General features: G+C 48.7%; 26 protein-coding genes. 5 read left to right on the top strand and 21 right to left on the bottom strand.

Annotated elements, in window-relative coordinates; all coding sequences use genetic code 11:
- Positions 1-12: 12 nt before the first annotated feature.
- The 18 genes from AYW75_RS03800 to AYW75_RS03720 all read right to left on the bottom strand — a co-directional run bounded on the left by AYW75_RS03800 (position 13) and on the right by AYW75_RS03720 (position 14,344).
- A complete protein-coding gene (locus AYW75_RS03800) occupies positions 13-2,274 on the bottom strand; it encodes a DUF7483 domain-containing protein (protein WP_067095618.1) in 2,262 nt (753 codons plus the stop codon).
- Positions 2,265-2,903 (bottom strand): hypothetical protein, encoded by a 639-nt coding sequence (locus tag AYW75_RS03795; RefSeq protein ID WP_067095616.1) that lies wholly within the window; start codon positions 2,901-2,903, stop codon positions 2,265-2,267. The genes AYW75_RS03800 and AYW75_RS03795 overlap by 10 nt, the downstream gene beginning before the upstream one ends.
- The gene (locus AYW75_RS03790; protein WP_067095613.1) at positions 2,903-4,060 is read right to left on the bottom strand and encodes a baseplate J/gp47 family protein; all 1,158 of its coding nucleotides are present in this window, start codon (positions 4,058-4,060) and stop codon (positions 2,903-2,905) included. The genes AYW75_RS03795 and AYW75_RS03790 overlap by 1 nt, the downstream gene beginning before the upstream one ends.
- Entirely contained in the window at positions 4,053-4,376 is a 324-nt protein-coding gene (locus AYW75_RS03785) for a DUF2590 family protein (protein ID WP_067095610.1), read from the bottom strand. The genes AYW75_RS03790 and AYW75_RS03785 overlap by 8 nt, the downstream gene beginning before the upstream one ends.
- A gap of 2 nt (positions 4,377-4,378) precedes the next feature.
- Positions 4,379-6,568, bottom strand: coding sequence for a phage tail tape measure protein (locus AYW75_RS03780; RefSeq protein ID WP_067095607.1), 2,190 nt, complete (start codon positions 6,566-6,568; stop codon positions 4,379-4,381).
- Positions 6,569-6,573: 5 nt separating this feature from the next.
- Positions 6,574-6,705: a DUF6890 family protein gene (locus AYW75_RS19200; RefSeq protein ID WP_407943035.1), complete on the bottom strand. Its 132-nt coding sequence runs from the start codon at positions 6,703-6,705 to the stop codon at positions 6,574-6,576.
- 20 nt (positions 6,706-6,725) lie between these two features.
- Positions 6,726-7,037, bottom strand: a complete 312-nt coding sequence (locus AYW75_RS03775) for a putative phage tail assembly chaperone (protein ID WP_067095604.1) — start codon at positions 7,035-7,037, stop codon at positions 6,726-6,728.
- Positions 7,034-7,225: a phage holin gene (locus AYW75_RS03770; RefSeq protein WP_067095601.1), complete on the bottom strand. Its 192-nt coding sequence runs from the start codon at positions 7,223-7,225 to the stop codon at positions 7,034-7,036. Before AYW75_RS03770 ends, AYW75_RS03775 begins: the two co-directional genes overlap by 4 nt.
- Positions 7,226-7,232: 7 nt before the next feature.
- Positions 7,233-7,655, bottom strand: a complete 423-nt coding sequence (locus AYW75_RS03765; protein ID WP_067095598.1) for a hypothetical protein — start codon at positions 7,653-7,655, stop codon at positions 7,233-7,235.
- Complete coding sequence (locus AYW75_RS03760; RefSeq protein WP_067095595.1) at positions 7,655-8,053, bottom strand: N-acetylmuramoyl-L-alanine amidase; 399 nt, start codon at positions 8,051-8,053, stop codon at positions 7,655-7,657. Before AYW75_RS03760 ends, AYW75_RS03765 begins: the two co-directional genes overlap by 1 nt.
- Before the next feature lie 3 nt (positions 8,054-8,056).
- Positions 8,057-8,509, bottom strand: a complete 453-nt coding sequence (locus AYW75_RS03755; protein WP_067095592.1) for a phage protein — start codon at positions 8,507-8,509, stop codon at positions 8,057-8,059.
- Between the two features lie 4 nt (positions 8,510-8,513).
- Positions 8,514-9,620, bottom strand: a complete 1,107-nt coding sequence (locus AYW75_RS03750) for a DUF2586 domain-containing protein (RefSeq protein WP_067095589.1) — start codon at positions 9,618-9,620, stop codon at positions 8,514-8,516.
- Positions 9,621-9,622: 2 nt separating this feature from the next.
- Entirely contained in the window at positions 9,623-10,279 is a 657-nt protein-coding gene (locus AYW75_RS03745; RefSeq protein WP_067095586.1) for a phage virion morphogenesis protein, read from the bottom strand.
- On the bottom strand, positions 10,269-10,721 hold the full coding sequence (locus AYW75_RS03740) for a phage tail protein (RefSeq protein ID WP_067095583.1): 453 nt from the start codon (positions 10,719-10,721) through the stop codon (positions 10,269-10,271). The genes AYW75_RS03745 and AYW75_RS03740 overlap by 11 nt, the downstream gene beginning before the upstream one ends.
- Positions 10,718-11,221, bottom strand: a complete 504-nt coding sequence (locus AYW75_RS03735) for a head completion/stabilization protein (protein ID WP_067095580.1) — start codon at positions 11,219-11,221, stop codon at positions 10,718-10,720. The genes AYW75_RS03740 and AYW75_RS03735 overlap by 4 nt, the downstream gene beginning before the upstream one ends.
- A 106-nt stretch (positions 11,222-11,327) precedes the next feature.
- Positions 11,328-12,317 (bottom strand): phage terminase small subunit, encoded by a 990-nt coding sequence (gene gpM / locus AYW75_RS03730; RefSeq protein ID WP_067095576.1) that lies wholly within the window; start codon positions 12,315-12,317, stop codon positions 11,328-11,330.
- Between the two features lie 80 nt (positions 12,318-12,397).
- A complete protein-coding gene (locus tag AYW75_RS03725) occupies positions 12,398-13,417 on the bottom strand; it encodes a phage major capsid protein, P2 family (RefSeq protein ID WP_067095573.1) in 1,020 nt (339 codons plus the stop codon).
- Positions 13,418-13,471: 54 nt separating this feature from the next.
- A complete protein-coding gene (locus tag AYW75_RS03720; protein ID WP_067095570.1) occupies positions 13,472-14,344 on the bottom strand; it encodes a GPO family capsid scaffolding protein in 873 nt (290 codons plus the stop codon).
- A 167-nt stretch (positions 14,345-14,511) separates the two neighbouring features.
- On the opposite strand from AYW75_RS03720, the gene AYW75_RS03715 reads away from it, so the two are divergent.
- The 5 genes from AYW75_RS03715 to AYW75_RS18760 all read left to right on the top strand — a co-directional run bounded on the left by AYW75_RS03715 (position 14,512) and on the right by AYW75_RS18760 (position 19,083).
- Positions 14,512-16,335 carry a terminase large subunit domain-containing protein gene (locus AYW75_RS03715; RefSeq protein WP_067095567.1) on the top strand — a complete coding sequence of 608 codons (1,824 nt, stop codon included), beginning with the start codon at positions 14,512-14,514 and terminating at the stop codon, positions 16,333-16,335.
- 10 nt (positions 16,336-16,345) lie between these two features.
- Positions 16,346-17,437, top strand: coding sequence for a phage portal protein (locus tag AYW75_RS03710; RefSeq protein ID WP_082856376.1), 1,092 nt, complete (start codon positions 16,346-16,348; stop codon positions 17,435-17,437).
- 63 nt (positions 17,438-17,500) lie between these two features.
- Positions 17,501-18,367 (top strand): BRCT domain-containing protein, encoded by an 867-nt coding sequence (locus AYW75_RS03705; RefSeq protein WP_067095564.1) that lies wholly within the window; start codon positions 17,501-17,503, stop codon positions 18,365-18,367.
- On the top strand, positions 18,364-18,912 hold the full coding sequence (locus AYW75_RS03700; RefSeq protein WP_067095561.1) for a hypothetical protein: 549 nt from the start codon (positions 18,364-18,366) through the stop codon (positions 18,910-18,912). The genes AYW75_RS03705 and AYW75_RS03700 overlap by 4 nt, the downstream gene beginning before the upstream one ends.
- A 15-nt stretch (positions 18,913-18,927) precedes the next feature.
- Entirely contained in the window at positions 18,928-19,083 is a 156-nt protein-coding gene (locus AYW75_RS18760) for a hypothetical protein (protein ID WP_156490802.1), read from the top strand.
- Here the strand turns inward: AYW75_RS18760 and AYW75_RS18755 are convergent.
- From AYW75_RS18755 to AYW75_RS03690, 3 genes are all read right to left on the bottom strand, one after another.
- Positions 19,080-19,679, bottom strand: a complete 600-nt coding sequence (locus AYW75_RS18755; protein WP_067095559.1) for a hypothetical protein — start codon at positions 19,677-19,679, stop codon at positions 19,080-19,082. The two genes, AYW75_RS18760 and AYW75_RS18755, sit on opposite strands and share 4 nt — an antisense overlap.
- Positions 19,680-19,744: 65 nt before the next feature.
- Complete coding sequence (locus tag AYW75_RS18750; protein ID WP_156490801.1) at positions 19,745-19,909, bottom strand: hypothetical protein; 165 nt, start codon at positions 19,907-19,909, stop codon at positions 19,745-19,747.
- 147 nt (positions 19,910-20,056) lie between these two features.
- Entirely contained in the window at positions 20,057-20,398 is a 342-nt protein-coding gene (locus AYW75_RS03690; protein ID WP_067095558.1) for a hypothetical protein, read from the bottom strand.
- Positions 20,399-20,404: the final 6 nt, after the last annotated feature.

The following is a 20,404-nucleotide window of genomic DNA, read 5'->3' as shown; positions in this document are numbered from 1 at the left end:
TATCTTCTCCACCTAAACCGGAATCGGCTCACGAATTGCGATAAAAATAGTTGGCCCACCAGCATTAGGCTTAAATCCTGTGCCGTCGACCTCTAAAATTGCATCCTGATCTGTGGTTTCATAACCAGTCTGATTAGCCATCAGAATCGCCTCACCAGATGGGCCTATACCACGAGCATCATCAATCAATTGACGATCACCATTAGAACCGTTTGTTCCAGCTTGAAATATAAACTGAGGCCGCCAACCCAAATCCTGCCTTTGATATGCACCACCGCCACCACACTGGATAATCCCGCTAGGACTTGGATCATGCGCAAACACATATACAATGTAGCGAGCCCCTAAAACATTTGAGTCGCCGCTCACAAACAACTCCGTATTCGTTGGATCAGAATCGCCCAAGTAGTAAGTGCTCAACCCCGCCGCATCATTCAATTTCAACCCTCGATAGCCACCACTATCTTTCTTTGAAACAGCACGATGCCACAACCAGAAGTCAGATGCGCCGTCAATTCGCTTAACGATGTAAGCCCCTACCTCTTTCCCTAATCCGTGTGATAACGCACGATCCGTTGCGCCATCCCCTTCAAACTCGAACACATCAAAAAAGCCTACGGCCTTTCTAAACGACCATGCCACGTGCTTAACACCATTTTGGTTAGTTTCACCAACATTCCCGCCCAAAGTAAAACCATCGGCATTAAACGACTCAAGCCCACCAACAACTCCCGCATGAGCCGACGCACCAGGAGTGCGCAAACGGTAAAGCGGACCTCGGATCGTGTCATACAACGCATGAGCGTTGGGATTATCTCGCTGCTTAATCCACAGCATCCCGTCTTTACCAGCAAAATCAATTCCATTGTTAATTTGAACGCCAGATAGGTTTCCAAAGTAAAGGTCAGCACTAAAGACTCCCTGCGGCAGCTCTGCCTCTCTAGTCACAAAAGACCAAGGCACCGAAAAGCCTGTCCAGCCAATAGAACTTCCGCGATGTCTAGCAACCCAGTAATACTCCTGACCAATAGCTAACTCAACTCCAACCTGAACCGATGTGAATCCCGATGTAAGCACCCCCGAGTCCCAAACAAGATTTTCTAACCCTGAATCGCTATAAAGCTGGAACTGAACCGCATCTACCGCATCAAAACCAGCAGGTGTAACGCTATAACCAGATATTGTCAGCATTGGCTGTAACGCAATATCCGTAGAACCGCTCAATGGAGCAATCAATGTCGGCGCACTGTTATAAGCAAACTGATCCTTGGTGGTGAAAATCGATAATTCTGACCACTCGCTATTTCCGAGCACTTGTCCGTTTTGACGACCACGCCACTTGTAGCCGTATCCGCCCTCAGTTAGAACACCCTCAGGAATTGTAAAGGCAGATAAGCTAACGGTGTCGTCATAACTGCTTAGCACCAAGTTGTCGTTGGCGTCGTATAGCTCCCAATCCGCCGACAATTGCGTATCCGTATCCGGTGGAAATGTCTTGAACGGCGACATGGTTAGCGTTGGCGTCTCTGCGATATTCGGAGCTCCATCAACTGGCGCAATCAGTGTTGGCTGTGCTACGACTGGATCACCCACACGAATAGTCAGAACACGAGCAGAGCCGTTACGGATCACAGTAACCAAACACTCTTCCGCCGTTGTATTGGACGGAATATCCAGTGTCATTTCCGCATTACCGAGCGTCACTACCCCCACATCAGAGAATACTGAATAGGTCGAAAAATCATCCCAATCCGTGAACTGATAAGTGTAAGTCCCGCCAGTGTAGACATAACGCGGACCCAATAATGAAACCGTCACTTCTGCGATGGTTTCTGTGAAATCAAACTGCCAGCTTTCCGAAGGAATGTCCGCACCAGTCAGCGCTTTGGCTGCGGTGAACGGCAAGATAAAGTTGCGGTTGATCACCTGACCAACACTCGCACGCTTAGCAACCTGCGGAATATTAGCAAACGCCAACACCACCCCCGTATTCGTTACCAGCCCATACCAATTGAAATCGTAGTCACCTTCTTCACCATCAAGCACCATGGAATACACAACGGAGTTTTCCCCGTTGTGAGCCAATCGATACACAGGCGCCGTGGCGACGATGTATTCTTCTGCTAATACAAAGTTTGGATCGGCTTCGGTGGTTTCGTCGATACCTGGCACGTTGGCCATCACGAAATGATCAATGGTTACGTTTGCCATTGCTGAAATGCGCTGCGACAGATAAGCCGCGCCCGCCGTGGTAATCGTGCCGTTTACAGCCATGAGAACCCCTTAATGTGATCGCGCGACACTTCCGCGCTGTTAAGTGAAATTTGAATTGGTAGTGGCACCAAGTCGTCATATGCTGGAATGAATAAAGACACCTTCGTGGTGACGGTCTCCATACCACCTTCTACCCCACCAACTGAAAATCCGCTAATCATGTCGAGTAGTAAAAATTCGTAGCGGCGGCAAGTGCGCCCGTACTGGCGGATAATGAATTGTCCTAGCTCCCAATCCTTCGTTAGCACGCCGTTTTCCAGAACCAATGTAATAACGTCCCAATCTTTATCAGGATCACGTTCGACGGTTCCAGCGATGACTTCCCCAAATCGTTCGACAATCTGTTCCATGCCGATCAATTCACCCGCGTCGCGAGTATTAGACCCCGCTGTTGCAACTCGTAGGCGATACAACGAATCCGGCTCTGTGACAAAGCGGTCTACGTCTTGCTGATAGGCATAAAGACGCAACACCACAGGATGACAGGTAATCGGGTCTAGTTGCTCAAGTGGCAGTTTTAGCCAATCTGAAACCTGCCCCCAGAACTTGCCAGCCGCGTTTTTTAACTTTGTGACTTCAGCGTCCTGTAACCAACTTGGTAACTCACCGGTTTGAATATCGTCAGTCATTACGCCCCCATGTTCAGCGTGACGCTGTTCAGTGATGGCACCCACATTTCTGTGTAGATGTCAGCGTTATCAAACTCAATCAAATCCAAATCGGGAAAGATGCGGACTAACTCCCCACTTAATCGAGTGAACGAAAAACGGCTTTTTGGGTGTGTGAGCGTTAGTCCCGTATACGCAGCGTTTTCACGAAAAGCCGCTCTGATAGCTTGGGTAATTTCAGCACGCATACGCTCGCGTTCTAACTCGATCACTTCGTTGTTGATAAATACCGTGGCCGTGACCTCAACACCTTGGCGTGGCATTTCAAACACCATTACATCATCACCATGGCCGTGGTGGCCGTCTTCTCTGATGTGCTTATTTACTCGCGCAAGCACACTTGTCTGCGGCACCGCCAGCGGGAATAAAATGTAAGCGTTTGCCGTACCTGGTCCACGCGGTGCATCATGTTGAAAAAAGACATTAGCCGGTGGTACGTCTGCTTCTTCACTGATAATTGAGCGGTAAACACCATCTGTGTGATAGTGAGATAAGCGATTAAAGCGAAGGCGCACGCGCTCGCGTAATTCTTCGTCTGTTTCATCCCTAACACCAATTTGACTTATCCAGTTGTCACCGTGATCAACGGATAAACCCGCCTCGGCGATCTGGTTAAAGTAACCCGCCGCTAGATTAGTATCAGAGCTGTTTACAACAGACGATACAACAGCATCCTTGTAGGCAACGCCCGCCTCAAACTCCAAGTCATTGAGGAGATGGACGGTGTACACGATGTTGTTAATCGGCAACGAGCTAATAGCCGTCCCTGCAACGAGGGTTCGCGCCTGCGTATCGTCGTAGCGATGAAACTCAAGCGTGCCAATGGTTGACTGGCCTATGTTTCGCGTCACATCGTAATTTGCTGCCCAGTCATCCAAATAAGTCCCCGTTGCGGTTTTCAAATAAAACTGCGGCGCAATGCTTCCGATCAGCGTTTTTAGTAGCCACATAGCTGGTGTAACGACGATGGCAGAGATCACACGCCAAAACGGTGAATAACGAGAGTCGTTAGAAACCGTTGCCCCCTCATCGATCACGATTTGCTTAAACCGCTCTTTCATCCTGTATTCTGTCGTCGGGATGCCTTGATCTGTAAAGAAACGCTCAAAATCAGCCATTGATTTGCGCCTCCATATAGATTTTCTCGGCATCCGTCGTGTCAGCGGTACAGATCACAATACCGTTGGAAATACTCACACTGGCTGACCCAGAAAGGATGCGCGCGTCATCCTCAATGGCGTTTTCAATATCAATTTCAATCATGGAAATGCGCGCTCGGTTACGCTCGCCAATCAACACAGTCAGGTACCCTTCTTCGATCAGCATGTGTTTAATGTCTTGCGCAACACAGTCCACGCCCACCACGTAATGAGGCTCGCCACGATCATTCAGCGATAAATCTAAATCAGCGATTAATAGATCAATACTGCTCATACTTAGCCCGCCGCCATTTCTAGTTCGTGCATTAAATCCTCACCGCGTACACCCGCGCTGTGGTTGTGGACTTCGATTTTTTCTACTTGTGTGGTTTTCGATCCGCCATTCCATAGATTGCTGATCGACTGAAATAAACCACCCTCTTTCTCTGTCTGCGTGGGCTCGGAGCCTGGCAACGCTAATCCACCTAGCGCACCACTTTGCTCTTTGACGGTTTCTGTTGTTTTGGCTTCCGGCGCGTCGATACCTGGCACCCATGACAATTTCGACTGTAGCCAGTCGGCGGAGTCACCCAACATCGAAAGCGGGTTTAGCTGGCCCAACCATGACTTGAAGTTGACCCACCACTGTTTGATTGACTCGAAAGCATCTAGTGATAGGTCCCACTTCGGCATGAGCGTTATCGAGCTAAACCACACCTGCAGATCGTTCCATTTCTGCATTAGACCGTCGATTAGCTCGGCGCCTAAATTCCAAACGGGCGCAAAGGATATGCTGGCGAACCATGTTTTGAATGATTGCCACCACTCTGGGATTTTTTGGAATGCAGAGATTGCGGCATCTACTGCCTGAATACCTAGGTAAATAGGCGCAAACACCAGCTTCATCCATTCGCTGTCAGCAAACAGACCTTTAAGCCAATTCCAGCTTTTACTTATTGCCGCTGTCACTTCATCCCAATAGATGATCAACCCTGAAATGGCCGCGACTAACGCGACGATGCCGACCACAATCCACGTCAGTGGGTTGGCCAGCAATGCGGCAGTGAATGCCCAGATAGCTGGCAGTGATGTAAGAATGGATGCCTTCAATACGCCGAAGAAGGCCGCGACTGCAGGACCATAGAGCACGAATGCCAGCATAGCGGTGCGCATTGCCCAAAGGGCTGCGGTTTTCAGCCAGATAGCGGCGGTTACGGCAACTGTTCGAGCTTGCCAAAGATTAGTGACCACCATCATGCCCACCATGGAATAACGAGCCAGCCCAATCGCTAACGAAAGCGTGCCGCCGATGGCGACTAGCCCGATCAACGCGGCACCCGCTAAAGCAATCCATTTAGTCAGCTCTGGGTATTCGTTTGTCCATGCCACCATCATGCTAGTGACACTCACCAAATAGGCGATAAATGGTTCAATCGCTGGTAAGGCTTTTTGCGTGACGGCAATAAATACCGCTTGAATCCCTGACGCAATTTGCGCCCATGGGTCTTTCATTTTGTTGGCCATTTCCGTGGCTTTTTGCATGCCTGTTTGCTCGCCGAGCTTTGCAATATCGCCATTCAGCTTGCCGATGTTCTGAGACATCAATTGAATGAAGCCAACCGCCTCACCATCAAATGCACCAGACAAGAATTCTTGAGCCTCCAAGGCGTTCATGCCTTTCATTTGGCCTTGGATCATTTGCAGGATGTCGACAACTGGTAGCAAGTTGCCGCTTGAATCGTTGAAATTGAGCCCCAGATCACTCTGGGCACCGGCTAGACCTTCTAGGAAAGCGCCGTATTTTGTACCTGCTTCTGAACCACTCATGGTCGCCTGAAGTGAGCCAAGCACAGCCATCTGCTCTTGTAGACTAACGCCCATTGTTTGCGCACCAGCACCCAGTGACTCAAACGCACTCGCCATTTCTGGACCAGTGGTTTTAAACATCTGCACCGCTGCAGCGGTTTTGCCCGCGAGCTGTTCTACCCACTCACCCTTGCCCATTTGGTCGGCTTGCTTTTGAAAAATGCCGTACATAGTACCGACATAAGATGTGATATCGCCCACACTGGCTTTCGTTGCTTTGGCTAACGTACCCGCCGCTGTTGTGAAGCGTGGTAAATCGTCACCCGTTAAACCAGCAATAGCGGATTGGATGTCATAGGCCGAGCGCACATAGTTGGCTGCGCTGTCTCCAAACTCGATAGAGTATTGAAGCCCCGCCTCATTGAGTTTTTTCAGGGTGTCGTCCGCCACATCAAGTGACGACACTTCCCGCAATGCGCTATTAAGATCATTAGCGGGATTGACCGTTGCCATAAAGGTTCCAGCGGCACCGATCAGGGCAGTAACACCCGCCGCAGTGCTTTCAAAAGCTTTGCGTGATTGACTGGTCACCTGCTGAATTGTGCGCTGAATGCCGCGCATAGGCTTGGTGACCTTGTCTAGCAGGCCGATAGTGAGCATGAGTTTTTCAAGTTGCTTCATATCATTTATCTACCAGCAAATGCTTTTGAAATGCCGTTTGTCACGGCGGCGGTGTGTAGTTCTAGTTGCCTTTCTTCGAGCCATAAAGCGCGGCCCCATGATTCAGCGTCATCCTGCGCATGTGGCAAGTGCTTCATGCGCAGCGTGACAAGCTGCTCTATGCTGTTTCGTCGGCAAAAGTCGCGGTGCTCTTCTGCAGCTTTACCACCTCTGGCAAGCTATCCCCCATCTCTTCCGAGATTTCACCAACCACGCTCATAACCAATGTTGCTTTTGGCTGGTTTTCTTTATCGCGGATCAACTCCATCAATGATGCACGCTGCTTTTGATCTACTGATTTTGATAGTAGATTGAAGCCTGCTTGAACCGCTTTACCACTCGCCATGGTGTCCACAAATTTGTTGTAAAGAGCATTCGAGACTTGAAAATCGAACTCTTTATCACCCACTAAAATCTGAATATCTTTCATGCGTTTTCCCCTGCTTGCGCTTGCTGTCGAGCAATCTTTAAATGCTCTCGCTTAAACCAAAAATTCGTTAAAAATGTCGCCACACCGATGATCAGACCGCCGACCGCCACCCACTCGTTGACGGATAACCCCGTAAAAAAGGTGAACAGTGAAATCCAGTAGTTAGCAGCTACGTTGGTCTTTTCCATGCCACGCCTATTTCTTAATTGCCCCGATGCTCTTTAATCCGACTGCGGCAAATACCACAACCGCCATCAAATCCCCTAAATCCACGCCTAGCCCTTTTAATGCCTCAATCCCTGCATTGGCCGAAACAATGAAGCGGGGATCCCCCGTCCACGCACTGGCCACAGCTGATAGAAACAGCAGCACAAAGGGGCTGGTGATGATCAGCGTGACGTATTCGTCTTTCCATGTGCCGGACTCGTTGCGCTTGCTGATCGCTTCCCACTCGGCGTCGCTTAGCTGGATGTTAAAATCGCCCGCTTGCTTGGCCATTTTGATCTTGGCTTCTGCAGTATCCTTTGCCGCTTTGCGGGCGGTGTACGCTGAGTAAGCGTCCGATAGCGGCTTGGTTAAGCCGCTCAAAATTGACCCGATAGCAGTCAGTACGCTCATTAGTCGATGCCTCGTGTTTGCACGCCTGCCCACCACTCTTTCACATCGCAATTCGGGCAGGTTTTGTGGCTATTCAGGTCGCAATGCCCTAGCACTTCCGCGCCTTGATATTGCTCTTTGAGCCCGATCACCAAGCCTTCCAATGAACGCCACTGCGCATCTGTAAACTGATCACGACCAATCAAACAGATACCAAGCGAGTTTTTATTGAATGGGTCAGCGTGCGCACCTTGCCAGTAATGCGGGCGGCCATTCTGCACATCGCCATCCACTGTGATGACATGGTGGTAACCAATGCCATCCCAGCCACGTTCAAGGTGCCAACGGTGAATGTCTTCCGCCGTATTTGGGCGTCCGTTTGGCGTGTCTGAGCAATGGATAACGATGCGATTAATCATGGCTTACAGTCCTAGCTCGGTGAGTCGGTCTTGATCCAGATACGGCACGTCGTCAATTTCGACAAAGCGCGAATCGGTCACTTGATACGGGATAGTATGTTCAAGCTTTGAGCCGCCATCTGAGTTGGCATCCAGCAAACTGGAAATCGTCAATTTGCAGCCAAACGCCGCTACTTTGAATTCCTGATCAACCGTCTTACCAAGACTGATAATGTCGAATGGCTCCAAACGCTGGAACGATCCCGCTGACTTGGCTTCCGCCATAATTAATTTAAAGTTTTCAGTGTCGACACGAATTTCACCGCTTGCGGTTGCCGCGCCGCCCACGTAGCCATTTGGCACACCATGTGTACTGGTTGCGGTCATGCCGTCTTCGATGGAAACCGTGAATTGATTGACGTGTACCAAGGCGGTGCCGATGGTCACGTACACATCTGAACCGGAAATATGCTGCATGTTATTACGCTCCAGTTAGGTTAAGGGCCACGTAAGCCTTGATGGATTTCGGGCAGTTGTAAGGACGCACCAAAATACCGATGGCCACTTCTGTACGAGTTAACCAAGTGATGGTCACGTCACCTGCTTGCGGTGGCTTCACATCGCCTGGCATTGGCACACCTGCCAGAATGAAAGACTTGGACATATCGATCATTGGACGCATGAAGTAGGTTTCATGTGCTGCAATGGATGCCGCCATACTGTTTAACTGGCGGTTACCGATCTTTTTGATTGCTAGAATGCGCACTTTGCGTTTCACGCTGTTCACGACACGCAGGTTTTCGATCACGGCAAAGTCACTGCCCTCTGCGGCCAGCGTCATACCATCACTGCAGTAGATACCGTCGTAATCCGCGTAGATTTGCGGCACTGAGCCGCGCGCATCGTTTAGCGCTTTGGCGTGTGACATGTTGAATTGCACACCGTCTGCATCTTCTGGCAGCGATACGAAACCCACGATAGAACCCGACGCGGTACGCATCGGCGTATCAGCAATAGACTGTGATTCGTGACATAGACGACCCGCAAGCACGCCTATCCAGCCGTCCCACACATCTGGGACTAGCATGACACCATCACTGGCGATGCCGTCTTGCATGGCATCAAAACGCTCGATGAACTGTGCCCATGTTTCTGTTTCGCCTAACGGCGCACAGCGCCCCATGATGAAGATGTTGCGCGCATACTCGTTTTCCGCATCTGCTACGGCGATGATCAGATCATTCACGGATGCTTGATCCGGTAATGCATCACAGACCACTACACCTTCACAGACGATGTTAATATCCATGGCATTGTTAAATGCTTCTAACCACGTTTGACCGTCTGCTAATGCAATAGCCACACACGTCCAGTTGGTACCCGCGTTCAAGCTAGCCAAATTGACCATGGTTTTTAATGGACTTTCATCGGTGCCCAATACATCGTCCAAATCCGTTGTTTGGTCGATGTATTGCACCGTGCCTTTGTTTTCTGTCGCAGTACCGATAAAAATCAGTTGGCGTTCTGGCTCGGTAAAGCCACCGCTACCTGTATCAACTGCCGTTACACTTACCTTGCCTAATGCCATGATTAGCCTCTGCTTAGTTCTTTGGCGATGACTTCAACTGTCATCTGTTTTACCCATTGGGCGTCATTTGGGAAGAACTCGCGGGCTGGTAAATCTGTGTCCCAGCTCTGCCTTCCTTCCTGATCGCCCTCTAATTTGTATATCAATCCTAGCGCCTGCAGCTTGGTCATCGACTCCATGATGTAGCGTTGACTGACCCGCTTTTTCCTGTGCTTGTAGCCGAGCTTTTGAATGCGCTTAGCTTGCACTTTAGTCGCTGAGTCATTACCCCATTCTCTGCGACGTGCCGCGCTCATGGGTTTGGCTCTAACTGTTTGGCTTTCGCCGTATTGATGCGCTGCGGCCATTTTTGCCATGGTGTCACTCTTAAAACCGACGGTGACACCGGTGGCACTCGCTTTGTGCCGGATGTTTCCGCCTCGGACAAAACCGCTTAGCATGCGGCCTTTTTTTGATCGCTTCTTTTTCCGATCAGCAAACCGCTGACCGCGAACGCTGCTTTGCTTGCGCACATTTAACCGCGCCTGCTTTTTTACTTCTCGGCCAATCTGCCCCAGTGCGCGCTTGCGCCTTTGTCGCGGCAGCGATAGCAGCTTTAATTCTGCAACTAACGCACTCTCGCCATGCCACGCGGCTCTTAATCCGCTATCAGTCGCCATTTACGACCTGCGCGCTTTCTGCGATGTCGTAAGCAGGATCCGCTAATCCCCACGCTTTTCCTTTCATGGTGATGTTGCCGCCCTCGGTTTCTGTGATGTACACGTCTTCTTCAAACTGCACTGTGATTTCGATGTCTGCGGTGTCGTTGTCCAGTACATCCACATCGATGTTTAGGTCCGGGTCATCCAGTTCACTGCGATCATCGTTTTCACTTAGCCATGTCACCAATTGGGCGAATAGCTGTTCAACTGGGTAACGTTTGTAGGCGTAGTGCTCGATAGAGAACACCGCTCTATATTGCTGGGTGTACAGCAACACGTTGGTGCCGTCGTATTTGCCACTGCCACGCAGTTGGATGTTTTCCACCCATTGATCCATTTTGTTGGTTTGGATCATTCCGCTGTCACGTAAAAATTCGGTTAGCTGGCCAAACTTTTTCATATAGTCACCGCCTTAAAGCCGTTGGCGTGGTGACGCTTTTTGCCCATGGCTCCCAGCTTTTCTGCTGCGTCCAGTAGCCCTTTGCTGATTTGGTCCATGGCGGCATATGCTGCTTCGGTCCATACGTCTTTCAGTACATCGCCACGGTCGCCCTGCACTTCTGCGGCGGCTTTGCGGTTGGCTGTCTCGAAATACTTGATTAGCCCTGCGCGCGCTGTGTCCATGACGGCTTTTTTGTATGCGTGGGTCAGTGGCTCGCTGTATTCGTCCAGCGTTTCCACTGGATCAACGCTTTGCAAGATCAACACGTAGTCGATCAGCTCTTCGTTGACCTGGTACATGGCCGTTTTCAGCTCTTGCACCAGTGTGATTTCTTTGTATTCACTTGGCAGGCGGTAAATATCGATAAACGCCTGCACTTCGATATCAGGAAAGAACGCGTTGGCATTCACGATGATCTTTGAACTGGTCGTGTTGCCTGTAATGCCGTTTAAACTCATGGCGATACCTTCCTAATTTCGTTAATCCAAACACGGTGCAATCGGCTTATGGTCATCGCTTAAATAGCTACGCCTCAGCCGTTGCCCGTGTCGCTTGGGGAGCTGGTTAGTCGTGGATTTCCAACAACTTTTTAATCTCTGTAATGCGCTTTTTCACGCCCGCACGGTCATTAATCGACATGGCGGTTTCGTACTCTTCGAGCGCATCTTTGTACTCAGTGATGGCTTCAAGGTGCTTGCCGTACATGGCGTGCATTTTGCCGCGCACGACAATGGGCACTTCCCAGCCTTGCGCCTCCATGGCCTCTACCACTTGTTGCAGGTATGGACCCGCTGACCGCTCGGCCGCTAATTCGACTTTTGCCCAGTCGTAGACGTTGTCGCAAATGTAGGTGTAAATGTTTGAACTAAAGCGCGTTGGCATTTTGTGAATGCCCTGCTTTGCCAGATACAGGCCCACTTTTACCGCGCGCGGAATGTCGGCTAGATCAAATAACCAGATCATGAACCAGACGGCGGCAATGTTTGGGTAAGCCGCTGCGCTATCGATGTACTTCATCACAAACGCTTCTAAGCGCTTAATTGCTTCGGCTTTGTAGGGTTCACGGTCCGCAACCTCTTCTAGCGGGCGCGTTTCTTCAATGCATTTCGCCACCACTTCTTTGGCTGCTTCTAGCTCTGTGTTACCGGTGCCCTCTTCGCTGTCGATGCGTGAGCGCAGCTCGTTGATGTCGTCATCATGTGAAGTGACGCGGTTATCCAGTTCACTAACTTCGTCTTTTAGCTCATCAACCGAGCCATCTAGGTCACTCACTTGATCATCTAGCTGATCAACTTTGCCTTGCGTTTCAGCTAGGTCGTGGTCCATGTCGTCCACCTGACCTTCTAAACCATCGACTTTGTGGTCTAAGTCTTTGATCTGCTGATCCGTTGCTTTGGCCAGCTTTTGGCGTAGCTTGGATGGCTTTTTAGTCGGTGCTGCACTGGCTTCTGCTTTGGCCTGCGCGGCGTGCTTTTTGGCCGCAGCTTGTTGCTGCTCTGCTTGCTTCTTTTTCGCCGCCAGCTTGGCCGCGCGACGTTGTTGGATTACGCTCATGTGATGGATTCCCCTTTGGCCTATTCAAGAGCACTCAGCTACGCCAAGTGCTCTTTGGTAAGCCTTTGATCAGTTCTTACCTACGGCGTCGCAACGTATTCCGTTACGTTGGTGGCCGCAGACACTGCGCGGTACTCTTCGACGATGTAGTCTTCGTTGAACGAGTTGAAATCTTCGACTTGGTCTTTCTTCGGGTTGTCGATGATGTTTCGACGCCATGAGTCTTCTTGACGATAAATCGAAAGGTTCTCGTAGAAGGTGATCATGATGGCGTTTTCAGGGAAGAACGGTGGTGTTTCCGCTGGCAGACCGCCGTAAGTGTCTAGCAAACGACCGCCATCCAAGTGGCGTTTTTCGCTCGGCTTATCACCGCCCGCCGTGTAGAACTTGTTTTCAGCTAGGCTGATCAGGTTGCTACCAATGAACACGCGCAAGCGTGGGTCATTACGGAAAATAGGATCAATCGAGTCTTTAAGATCACGGACCGCCGCATCTAGGTTGGCATAGTCACCACCCGCACCGATTGTGATTGCATCGTCGTCGATTTGCTCCGGCGCTTCTTCACGGATTTTCTGGAACCATCCTTTATTGACATCTTGGCCCATTGGATTTTCTGTTGGGTCAGTAGTGGCGGCAATCGATGTGCCGTACCAGCCAATACGTAAACGGTCATTGGCAATCGCCATACGACATGCCGATGCATACATTTCAGCAAACTTGCCTTCATTGACGTGCTTCCACTGATCGATGATGCCGTACTTTAGTGCTACGTCAGCATTGGTTTGACGAAGGTGAAAACCGTGCTCATCCAGACCATGCAAGCTACGCGCGACACGCTCAGCATCTGCACTGGTATCAGTACGACCAGCGATCAAGCCCGTGACAAATAGGCCAAGTTTTTTACCAACCTGCTCTGTCACCATCACGTTGCCATTGATCTTGCCAAGGAATGGCAAGCCATCTTCTACGGCTTTTAGAAATAGCTTTTGTACTGCTGCTGGCGTGACTTCAAATTGCTCACCCTGCTTAACGCCTGCCTTTTCGTGCAAACGGTTCATGTAACCGTTTAAGCGAATACGACCTGTTGCGGATAAATTCATCTAGTTTCCCATCCTGTTAAATTCGTGTTTTAGCGGCTCCCCAGACGCTGCGTTTTAGAACAGATCGAATTCTGTATCTTGGCTTTCGCCCTTGCTTGGCGGCGGTGGCGTACCGGCGTCTTTCATCGCTTCGTTAAAAGCGGTCTCAAGCTGGGCAAAGTTTGTTTTCAGCTGATCAACGCCTTCTAGCTGCGTTTTGTATTCGCCGTTTTCTTTCTCTAGCGTTTCGATCTTGCTTTTTAGCTGATCGATTTCTGCTGAATAGTCAGTGCTATCAGGCGGCGTTTCTTCATCGCCCTTAGTGCCTGATAGCGCTGCAACTTGTTTACTCAAGTCAGTGACTTTTGTTTGCAGTGCTTCTAGTGCTGCTTTGCTCATGTCGTCGTTTTCCTGCTCTGGGGAGTGTTTGCTAAAAAGTCGCTCAAAGAAGCCAGGACGCTTGCGCGCTTCGGCTTCCAGCTCGTCGTCTGTAAGTTGATCGAATTCGAGGTTGGTACCGTCTTGGTTGGCAAAGATCAGCGACTCTTCACCTTTCGCCGAGAATGAAAGTTGCTCTGTTCCAAGGCTGGCGGGTTCATCTGTGATGGCTAGGTGCATCAAGTAGGCTTTGCCTGTGTTGGCGAAGTCTTCTAGCACTCGAATAGAGGTAAAAAGCTTTTGACCGGCTTCATTCAGTTTCAGCAACAGCTTGTTGGCTTCCACTTGAGCGAACAGACATAAACGGCCTTTACCGTCTTTCTCTGCTTTTACAGCCGTTACGCGTCCATAGTTGCCATACCATGACCAGTGATCTTGAAAGATATTGGCGGTGTATTCTGCTGGGTCGTAAGTCTCGGCCATGTCTTTGATCCACTGCTCTTTGATCTCGCGACCATCGACAGTTGGGCCAGACGTTGCCACTTTGAACCACTTGGAATTTTTCGCCATTTTTGAACACCTGTACCGTTGAATTCGTCATTAGTTGGTTAAACGATATGCGGCAGGCGGGGCGCTCTCAAGCAGGTGAATTGTTTAGAATTGCGATTTTTAAAAATTCGCAACTAATTGTAATTATTAGAGTTATTTGGTGTTTGGTGGGTCGTTAAGATGGGCTCATGGCACATTCTCAAGAAACGATCGACTATGCACGTTTATTATTTATCCAGGCACACAAACCCTCGGAGATTTCCGCACGTTTAAATGTCAGTGAGCGCACTGTATTCAATTGGATAGAGAAATTTAACTGGAAAGAACTGCGAGCATACGACACTGCAGAGATTGAAATTAGCCGCCGCATTGCCACGCTATCTAATAGAGAGAACAAAACCCCAGCAGAATTAAAAGAGCTGGAATCGCTGTGCAAGGCGTTTGGCTCACTCAAGCAGGATTTGGCCAAAGCCGAAAAGGTGATGGCCGAAGCCCAAGCACTGAAAGAAGGCAGGCCCGACGCAGTAGCCGGTGCCGAGAAACGCGCAACCCGCCGCAGTAATAAAGGCCGCAAGGCCAAGCCTAAGAACGACATCAGTGAGATTGACCTATCCAAGTTTGATACCTGGGCAGATGAAAACCTATTCGACTATCAAAAGCTTTGGCGTGAAGTTGCCCACGATCCCGATCTACGCCGTAACCGATTTATCCTGAAATCACGCCAGATTGGTGCCACGTACTATTTTGCATGGGAAGCCTTCGAAGACGCATGCAAAAATGGTGAAAACCAAGTGTTCTTGTCTGCATCTAAAGACCAGGCGCGATTATTTAAAGCTTACATCCAAGCCTTTGCACGCAACACGTTTGATATTGAGCTGAAAGGCCAAGACTCTATTGAGCTAACGAAAGACGGCAAGACATGGGCCACGCTGTATTTCTTATCGACGAACAGTAGCACGGCGCAGGGTTACCACGGGCACCTTTATGTAGATGAAGTGTTTTGGATCCACGGCTATGAGAAGTTGCAAAAGCTGGCGTCTGGCATGGCAGCACATAAGAAATGGCGTCGTACGTATTTCTCTACACCATCCAGCCTGCAGCACCCAGCGTATGAACATTGGTCTGGTGAGAAATTCAATAAAGGCCGACCCAAGGCGCAGAAAGTCGAAATCGATCTATCTGATAAGACACTTAAAAAAGGCTCACTGGGTGGCGACAAAATATGGCGTCATCTGGTCACGGTGGAAGATGCCGAGAAAGCCGGCTGTACGCTGTTTGATATTGCCGAGCTGAAAGCGGAATACAGTAAAGAAGACTACGCCAATTTGTTTGGCTGTAAATTCATTGACGATAACGATTCGGTGTTCCCGTTCACCACTCTGCAGAAATGCATGGTGGATGCGTACAGCGCATGGGCCGATGTTGATTTTGATAGTACATCACCTGTTGGTAACCGCCCTGTGGCGATTGGTTACGACCCTAGTCGTGTGCGAGATAACGCGGCGTTGGTGGTATTGCTAATGCCATTGCATGCGGGTGAAAAGTGGCGAGTCATCGAAACCGAGCAATTCAAAGGCATGACCTCTACGTATCAAGCCGAGCGTATTAAAGAAGCTTATTCACGTTATAACGTGGCGTGGTGTGGTATCGATACCACGGGCATTGGTTGGGACACATTCCAATGCTGTGTTGACCTTAATTTAAAACACGTCATCGCTATCACTTACTCAGCCATTGAGAAAACCGACCTGGTCACTCGAGCTAAACGCCTGATCGACGGCGGGCGCTTTGAATATGACATGGGCAATAAAGAAACGACCCAGTCATTAATGCTGATCAAACAACTTACGACCCCTAACGGTACGCTGACCTACGGCGCCGCACGCATTGGCAACGCTGGCCACGCCGATATTGCGTGGGCTGTTTTCCACGCGATGAAAGCCGAACTCCAATACACCAATTCTAAACAACCCGCTCGCGGCGCCCGTAAGGGGCGCATGGCGATGGGCTAAAGGATCAATCATGACAGATAAACCACGCCACCGCTTACCCGCTACTATTGATGGCTCTTACAGTGTTGAGTCTACCCAGTCGCTACCCGCTGAACCGTCTAAAGTGAAGGCGAAAGCGTTTAGCTTTGGTGACCCTGAACCGGTGCTAAGCGGCGGCATTACTGACTATCTGGGGATTTTTGCAGACTCGAACGCGCTGTATTACATTCCGCCCGTGAGTCTATCCGGTCTATCCAAACTACTATCCGCTAATGGTACCCACGCCAGTGCGCTAGGCTTTAAATGCAATCAACTTTTGGCCAACTGGAAAGAAAACCCGCTGATTTTGCGCAAGGAAATTCGCGCGGCGTTTCAAGATTATTTGGTGTTTGAAAACGGGTATCTGTTGGCGATCCGTAATGGCTTGGGCGGTGTTAATCGCTACGTTCGGTTGCCGGCTATTAATATGCGCGTAGGGACCGACAATAATTATTGGTTATTGAATAACGATGGCTCCATGCAGGAATTCGCAGCGCGCGACATCATTCATTTGCAAGGCAACGATGTACGCCAAAGCATCTATGGTGTGCCTGATTATTTCGCGGGTGTTCAATCCATATTACTGGGGGAAGCGGCCACGCTGTTTCGCCGTCGCTATTACCAAAACGGAGCGCACGCAGGGTATATATTTGTCACGTTTGATTTAGACGATGATATGGCCGACGACATTGAAGACGCGATTGCTAACACTAAGGGACCTGGCAACTATCGCAGTATGTATTTGAATATGTCCTCCACGGTTGGCGGTAAGACAGGCATTACGAAAGACCGCGTGCAATTGATTCCCGTCGGAGACTATGGCAACAACGACGAATACGACAAGATCAAAGAAGTCACACAGCAAGACATTCTCAATTTGCACCGAGTACCGGCGGCACTGGCCTCGATCATGCCGATGAATGTTGCAGGGCATGGCGATTTAAAAAATATTCGTGAAGTGTATTACGACTCAGAGATTTTACCGATGCAGGCGATATGGGAAGAGTTAAACGATGTGCTACCACAACGTGGGCGGATTGAGTTTAAAGAGCCTCGTTGGTTGGTGGATGGCAAGCAGTCGTGACATGTCACGTTTTTATTTTTAATTATTAGCGCGTATAGTCCTCCTAAACATTAAGGAGGATGTATGCAAAACAGCACCACTACCAATTTCAATTTAGCCAGTAACAAACGCAAAGCCGTTTACTCTCTAGCTGGTATTCTTCAAGGCTTAGTTTCTGATCAGCAGCTTAACGAAGCCGAATTCCTTTTCCTAGATACATGGTTACGATCGCAAAAGCATTTGCGTGATGATCCTGACTGTATCGACCTGCTCGACCTGGTCACCGACATACTCAAAGACGGCAAGATCGATGCCGACGAGATGGAGGATTTGACCACTTTAATCACTGACATTATTGAACACAAAGTCGTCACCAACGAAAAAGACTCTGATCTAGTCAACGAATGCCTAGGCATTGTTAGCGGTATTGCTGCTGACGATATCCTAAAGGAAGAGGAAGTAAATTACTTAATCAACTGGTTAAGTGATAACGAGCACCTATTTGATACCTACCCAATCAGCGCAATCGTTGAAGCATTGCAGCCCTACACAGAGCGCGAAATAACGACTAAAGAAGCCGCTGAATTACTGGCTTTGTTCAAGCAGATCACTGGCACTCAGTTTATGGAAACAGGAAGCACCGACGTGCATCCGCTTCACTTTGTGGCTGTTGAACCTGAAGACTTTAACCACGATGGCCTACGCATTTGCTTTACGGGCACCTTTGATAAAGGCACCCGTAAGGAAGTGGAAGCCATTGCCCAAGCGTTGGGCGCAACGACCAAAAAAGATGTATCCAAATCAATAGATTGTGTGATTATCGGTACACAGGTGTCACCTGACTGGATTTCGACCAGCTATGGCCGCAAGATTCAAAAGGCCATAGAGCTAAGGGATAGCGGTCACCCGCTAGTGATTATGACTGAGAAGTATTGGACGGGGCTACTATGAGTGATTTGATTGTTGGTTTAATTGGTATTGCTGCTGGTTGGGGACTCTCACAGGGAACGGAAGTTGTAAAATCGTGCTTGCACGATAAAAAGTTAAAGAGGCTCTTAACTCAAGAATTAAAAGATATAGACGTACCTCTTGACGAGAGAGTTCTAACATTCGAAAAAAATGTAGCTGAGTATCGGAAGTCTTTTCTTGTCGTTTATTGTGTACCTTTAAACACTCCTTTTTTAGATACCCACTATATTGAAATCGCCGACCAATTGACTGACGCCCAACGCTATAACATCCGTAACATTCAAGACCAGCTTACCGCGTTAAACAATGGATTATTATGGCTGGAGCAGAATATTTTCAGCTCACCAGAAAAGCACGGCCTATCAACGACCCAAATATTTACCAGAATTGTTAACGTATACAAAGCAGCGCTATATGCACAGGCCATCCTAAAAGAGTGCAATAAAAGTGGTGGTCAGGAAGCTATCACCGATAACCACCCATCGATGATAAAGGTAAAGGAAATAATATCCAAAATTGAAATTTAAAGGAGTAACTTAATCATGGAACGATTAGAACTTTTGTACAAAGTACTTACCAGCCTAGGCTTTGACGACTTAGCCAGTTTACCCAAAGACAAGGCTGGCGAGGTTATACTTCAGGTAGAAGACCTGCAAAATCAGCTTAAAGACCTACTGAAACAAAAAGCGCCCGACTAGGGCGTTTCTTTTTTGGTTTCTAGTTCCATACCAGATATTTTCTGCATTCCTTCTAGCAACACATCTTTTTTCGTTTGCTCCTGTACTACAAAAAACATTACTACATAAAAAATTGCAGTCACGATTAACGCCGCTAATGCAGACGGAACGCCAGATAGCAACCAAAAGCCAAACTTACTCAGTGTAGTTCGTTTGTCTTCCCTAAACCTAATGACATTTTTCAAAAGATCCCTTTCTGCTTTTTCTAACCCTTTTTTATGTTGACTTTTTAGTGTTTGAATTTCAGTAGCATGCTGCTTTTTCAATACCTGTATCTCAGCAGCATAGTGTTTCGCACTATCCGCTTCTACTTGTTTTATCATTGCATCCAAGTAAACATCTGCTCGATCTTTATATGTGCTCAGCTGATAACTTGCTATCTGATCATCGTGAAAGTTTTTAACTCGTTTATCTATTTCAGGTTCACTGACCCCTTCACTTCTCAGGCTCAATGCCAAACTATGCTTACTATATTTATACAGCGCATACGCCAACAAGCCTTGAGCATCTTGGTCATTTTTCACAAGACGTTCAAAAACCCACACTTTTTCCTTCACACTTAGTCCCTACGTCAAACAAAAACGCCCCAATGAAGGGGCGCTTTTCAAATTAACTTTTATACTTAGCTGGAAAGAGCAGCTTCTAGCGCCTTTGACGATACATTTCTAATGTACTCTTTGCGCTTTTTGGATAGCTTCTTTCCACTACTTAGACTATTACTATTAAAACTCACAGAACTGGCGATTTTTATCAATCGAGCCTTTTCTGATCTTTTTAATTCAGCCATTTTCACCCCCCTCTCTGACATGAACTAAAGCCAATTCCCTTCGCAAATCGTTCGTTGCCGTTCGTTGCCGTTCATATCGACCCACTGATATTAATACTATTCGCTTTTTACAGAAAGTGAATATTGCAATTTTTCACAAAAATACCTTTAAAGCGCTAATTCGCGCTTTTTGTGTGTGAGAAAGCATTCCCCACGGCCTTTGAATTTTTTGTCGCAGGTGTTGGGCCATGTCTGGCCGCATAATTCGCACGGCTCGATGTTAGCTTTGGTTTCCTGCATGGTTTGGTATGCGCGTCTGATCAGTGTGGCGATACATTCGTTTACGTCGTAGCCGCCGTGGTACTGGCGGACTTCGTCCAGTTGCTTGCGTTCGTTGCTGGACAGCTGCACCGATACCGTTTTGATATCCATGGCGGCGTATTTCTCGGCTTCGCGCTGGCGTTGTGCTTTTTTGCGTCGGGCGGCGGATGTGGTTTTTGGTTCTTGCATACTTCA

Origin of the sequence: Marinomonas atlantica, from assembly GCF_001639725.1 — a bacterium.
GTDB lineage: Bacteria > Pseudomonadota > Gammaproteobacteria > Pseudomonadales > Marinomonadaceae > Marinomonas > Marinomonas atlantica.
The sequence above is the reverse complement of the archived record's forward strand: the minus strand, read 5'-3'. Positions and strand labels throughout refer to the sequence as shown.

Coding starts and splice junctions, on each gene's coding strand:
- AYW75_RS03800 (WP_067095618.1), bottom strand. CDS start 2,274: ATGGCTGTAAACGGCACGATTACCACGGCGGGCGCGGCTTATCTGTCG.
- AYW75_RS03795 (WP_067095616.1), bottom strand. CDS start 2,903: ATGACTGACGATATTCAAACCGGTGAGTTACCAAGTTGGTTACAGGAC.
- AYW75_RS03790 (WP_067095613.1), bottom strand. CDS start 4,060: ATGGCTGATTTTGAGCGTTTCTTTACAGATCAAGGCATCCCGACGACA.
- AYW75_RS03785 (WP_067095610.1), bottom strand. CDS start 4,376: ATGAGCAGTATTGATCTATTAATCGCTGATTTAGATTTATCGCTGAAT.
- AYW75_RS03780 (WP_067095607.1), bottom strand. CDS start 6,568: ATGAAGCAACTTGAAAAACTCATGCTCACTATCGGCCTGCTAGACAAG.
- AYW75_RS19200 (WP_407943035.1), bottom strand. CDS start 6,705: ATGAAGCACTTGCCACATGCGCAGGATGACGCTGAATCATGGGGCCGC.
- AYW75_RS03775 (WP_067095604.1), bottom strand. CDS start 7,037: ATGAAAGATATTCAGATTTTAGTGGGTGATAAAGAGTTCGATTTTCAA.
- AYW75_RS03770 (WP_067095601.1), bottom strand. CDS start 7,225: ATGGAAAAGACCAACGTAGCTGCTAACTACTGGATTTCACTGTTCACC.
- AYW75_RS03765 (WP_067095598.1), bottom strand. CDS start 7,655: ATGAGCGTACTGACTGCTATCGGGTCAATTTTGAGCGGCTTAACCAAG.
- AYW75_RS03760 (WP_067095595.1), bottom strand. CDS start 8,053: ATGATTAATCGCATCGTTATCCATTGCTCAGACACGCCAAACGGACGC.
- AYW75_RS03755 (WP_067095592.1), bottom strand. CDS start 8,509: ATGCAGCATATTTCCGGTTCAGATGTGTACGTGACCATCGGCACCGCC.
- AYW75_RS03750 (WP_067095589.1), bottom strand. CDS start 9,620: ATGGCATTAGGCAAGGTAAGTGTAACGGCAGTTGATACAGGTAGCGGT.
- AYW75_RS03745 (WP_067095586.1), bottom strand. CDS start 10,279: ATGGCGACTGATAGCGGATTAAGAGCCGCGTGGCATGGCGAGAGTGCG.
- AYW75_RS03740 (WP_067095583.1), bottom strand. CDS start 10,721: ATGAAAAAGTTTGGCCAGCTAACCGAATTTTTACGTGACAGCGGAATG.
- AYW75_RS03735 (WP_067095580.1), bottom strand. CDS start 11,221: ATGAGTTTAAACGGCATTACAGGCAACACGACCAGTTCAAAGATCATC.
- gpM (WP_067095576.1), bottom strand. CDS start 12,317: ATGAGCGTAATCCAACAACGTCGCGCGGCCAAGCTGGCGGCGAAAAAG.
- AYW75_RS03725 (WP_067095573.1), bottom strand. CDS start 13,417: ATGAATTTATCCGCAACAGGTCGTATTCGCTTAAACGGTTACATGAAC.
- AYW75_RS03720 (WP_067095570.1), bottom strand. CDS start 14,344: ATGGCGAAAAATTCCAAGTGGTTCAAAGTGGCAACGTCTGGCCCAACT.
- AYW75_RS03715 (WP_067095567.1), top strand. CDS start 14,512: ATGGCACATTCTCAAGAAACGATCGACTATGCACGTTTATTATTTATC.
- AYW75_RS03710 (WP_082856376.1), top strand. CDS start 16,346: ATGACAGATAAACCACGCCACCGCTTACCCGCTACTATTGATGGCTCT.
- AYW75_RS03705 (WP_067095564.1), top strand. CDS start 17,501: ATGCAAAACAGCACCACTACCAATTTCAATTTAGCCAGTAACAAACGC.
- AYW75_RS03700 (WP_067095561.1), top strand. CDS start 18,364: ATGAGTGATTTGATTGTTGGTTTAATTGGTATTGCTGCTGGTTGGGGA.
- AYW75_RS18760 (WP_156490802.1), top strand. CDS start 18,928: ATGGAACGATTAGAACTTTTGTACAAAGTACTTACCAGCCTAGGCTTT.
- AYW75_RS18750 (WP_156490801.1), bottom strand. CDS start 19,909: ATGGCTGAATTAAAAAGATCAGAAAAGGCTCGATTGATAAAAATCGCC.
- AYW75_RS03690 (WP_067095558.1), bottom strand. CDS start 20,398: ATGCAAGAACCAAAAACCACATCCGCCGCCCGACGCAAAAAAGCACAA.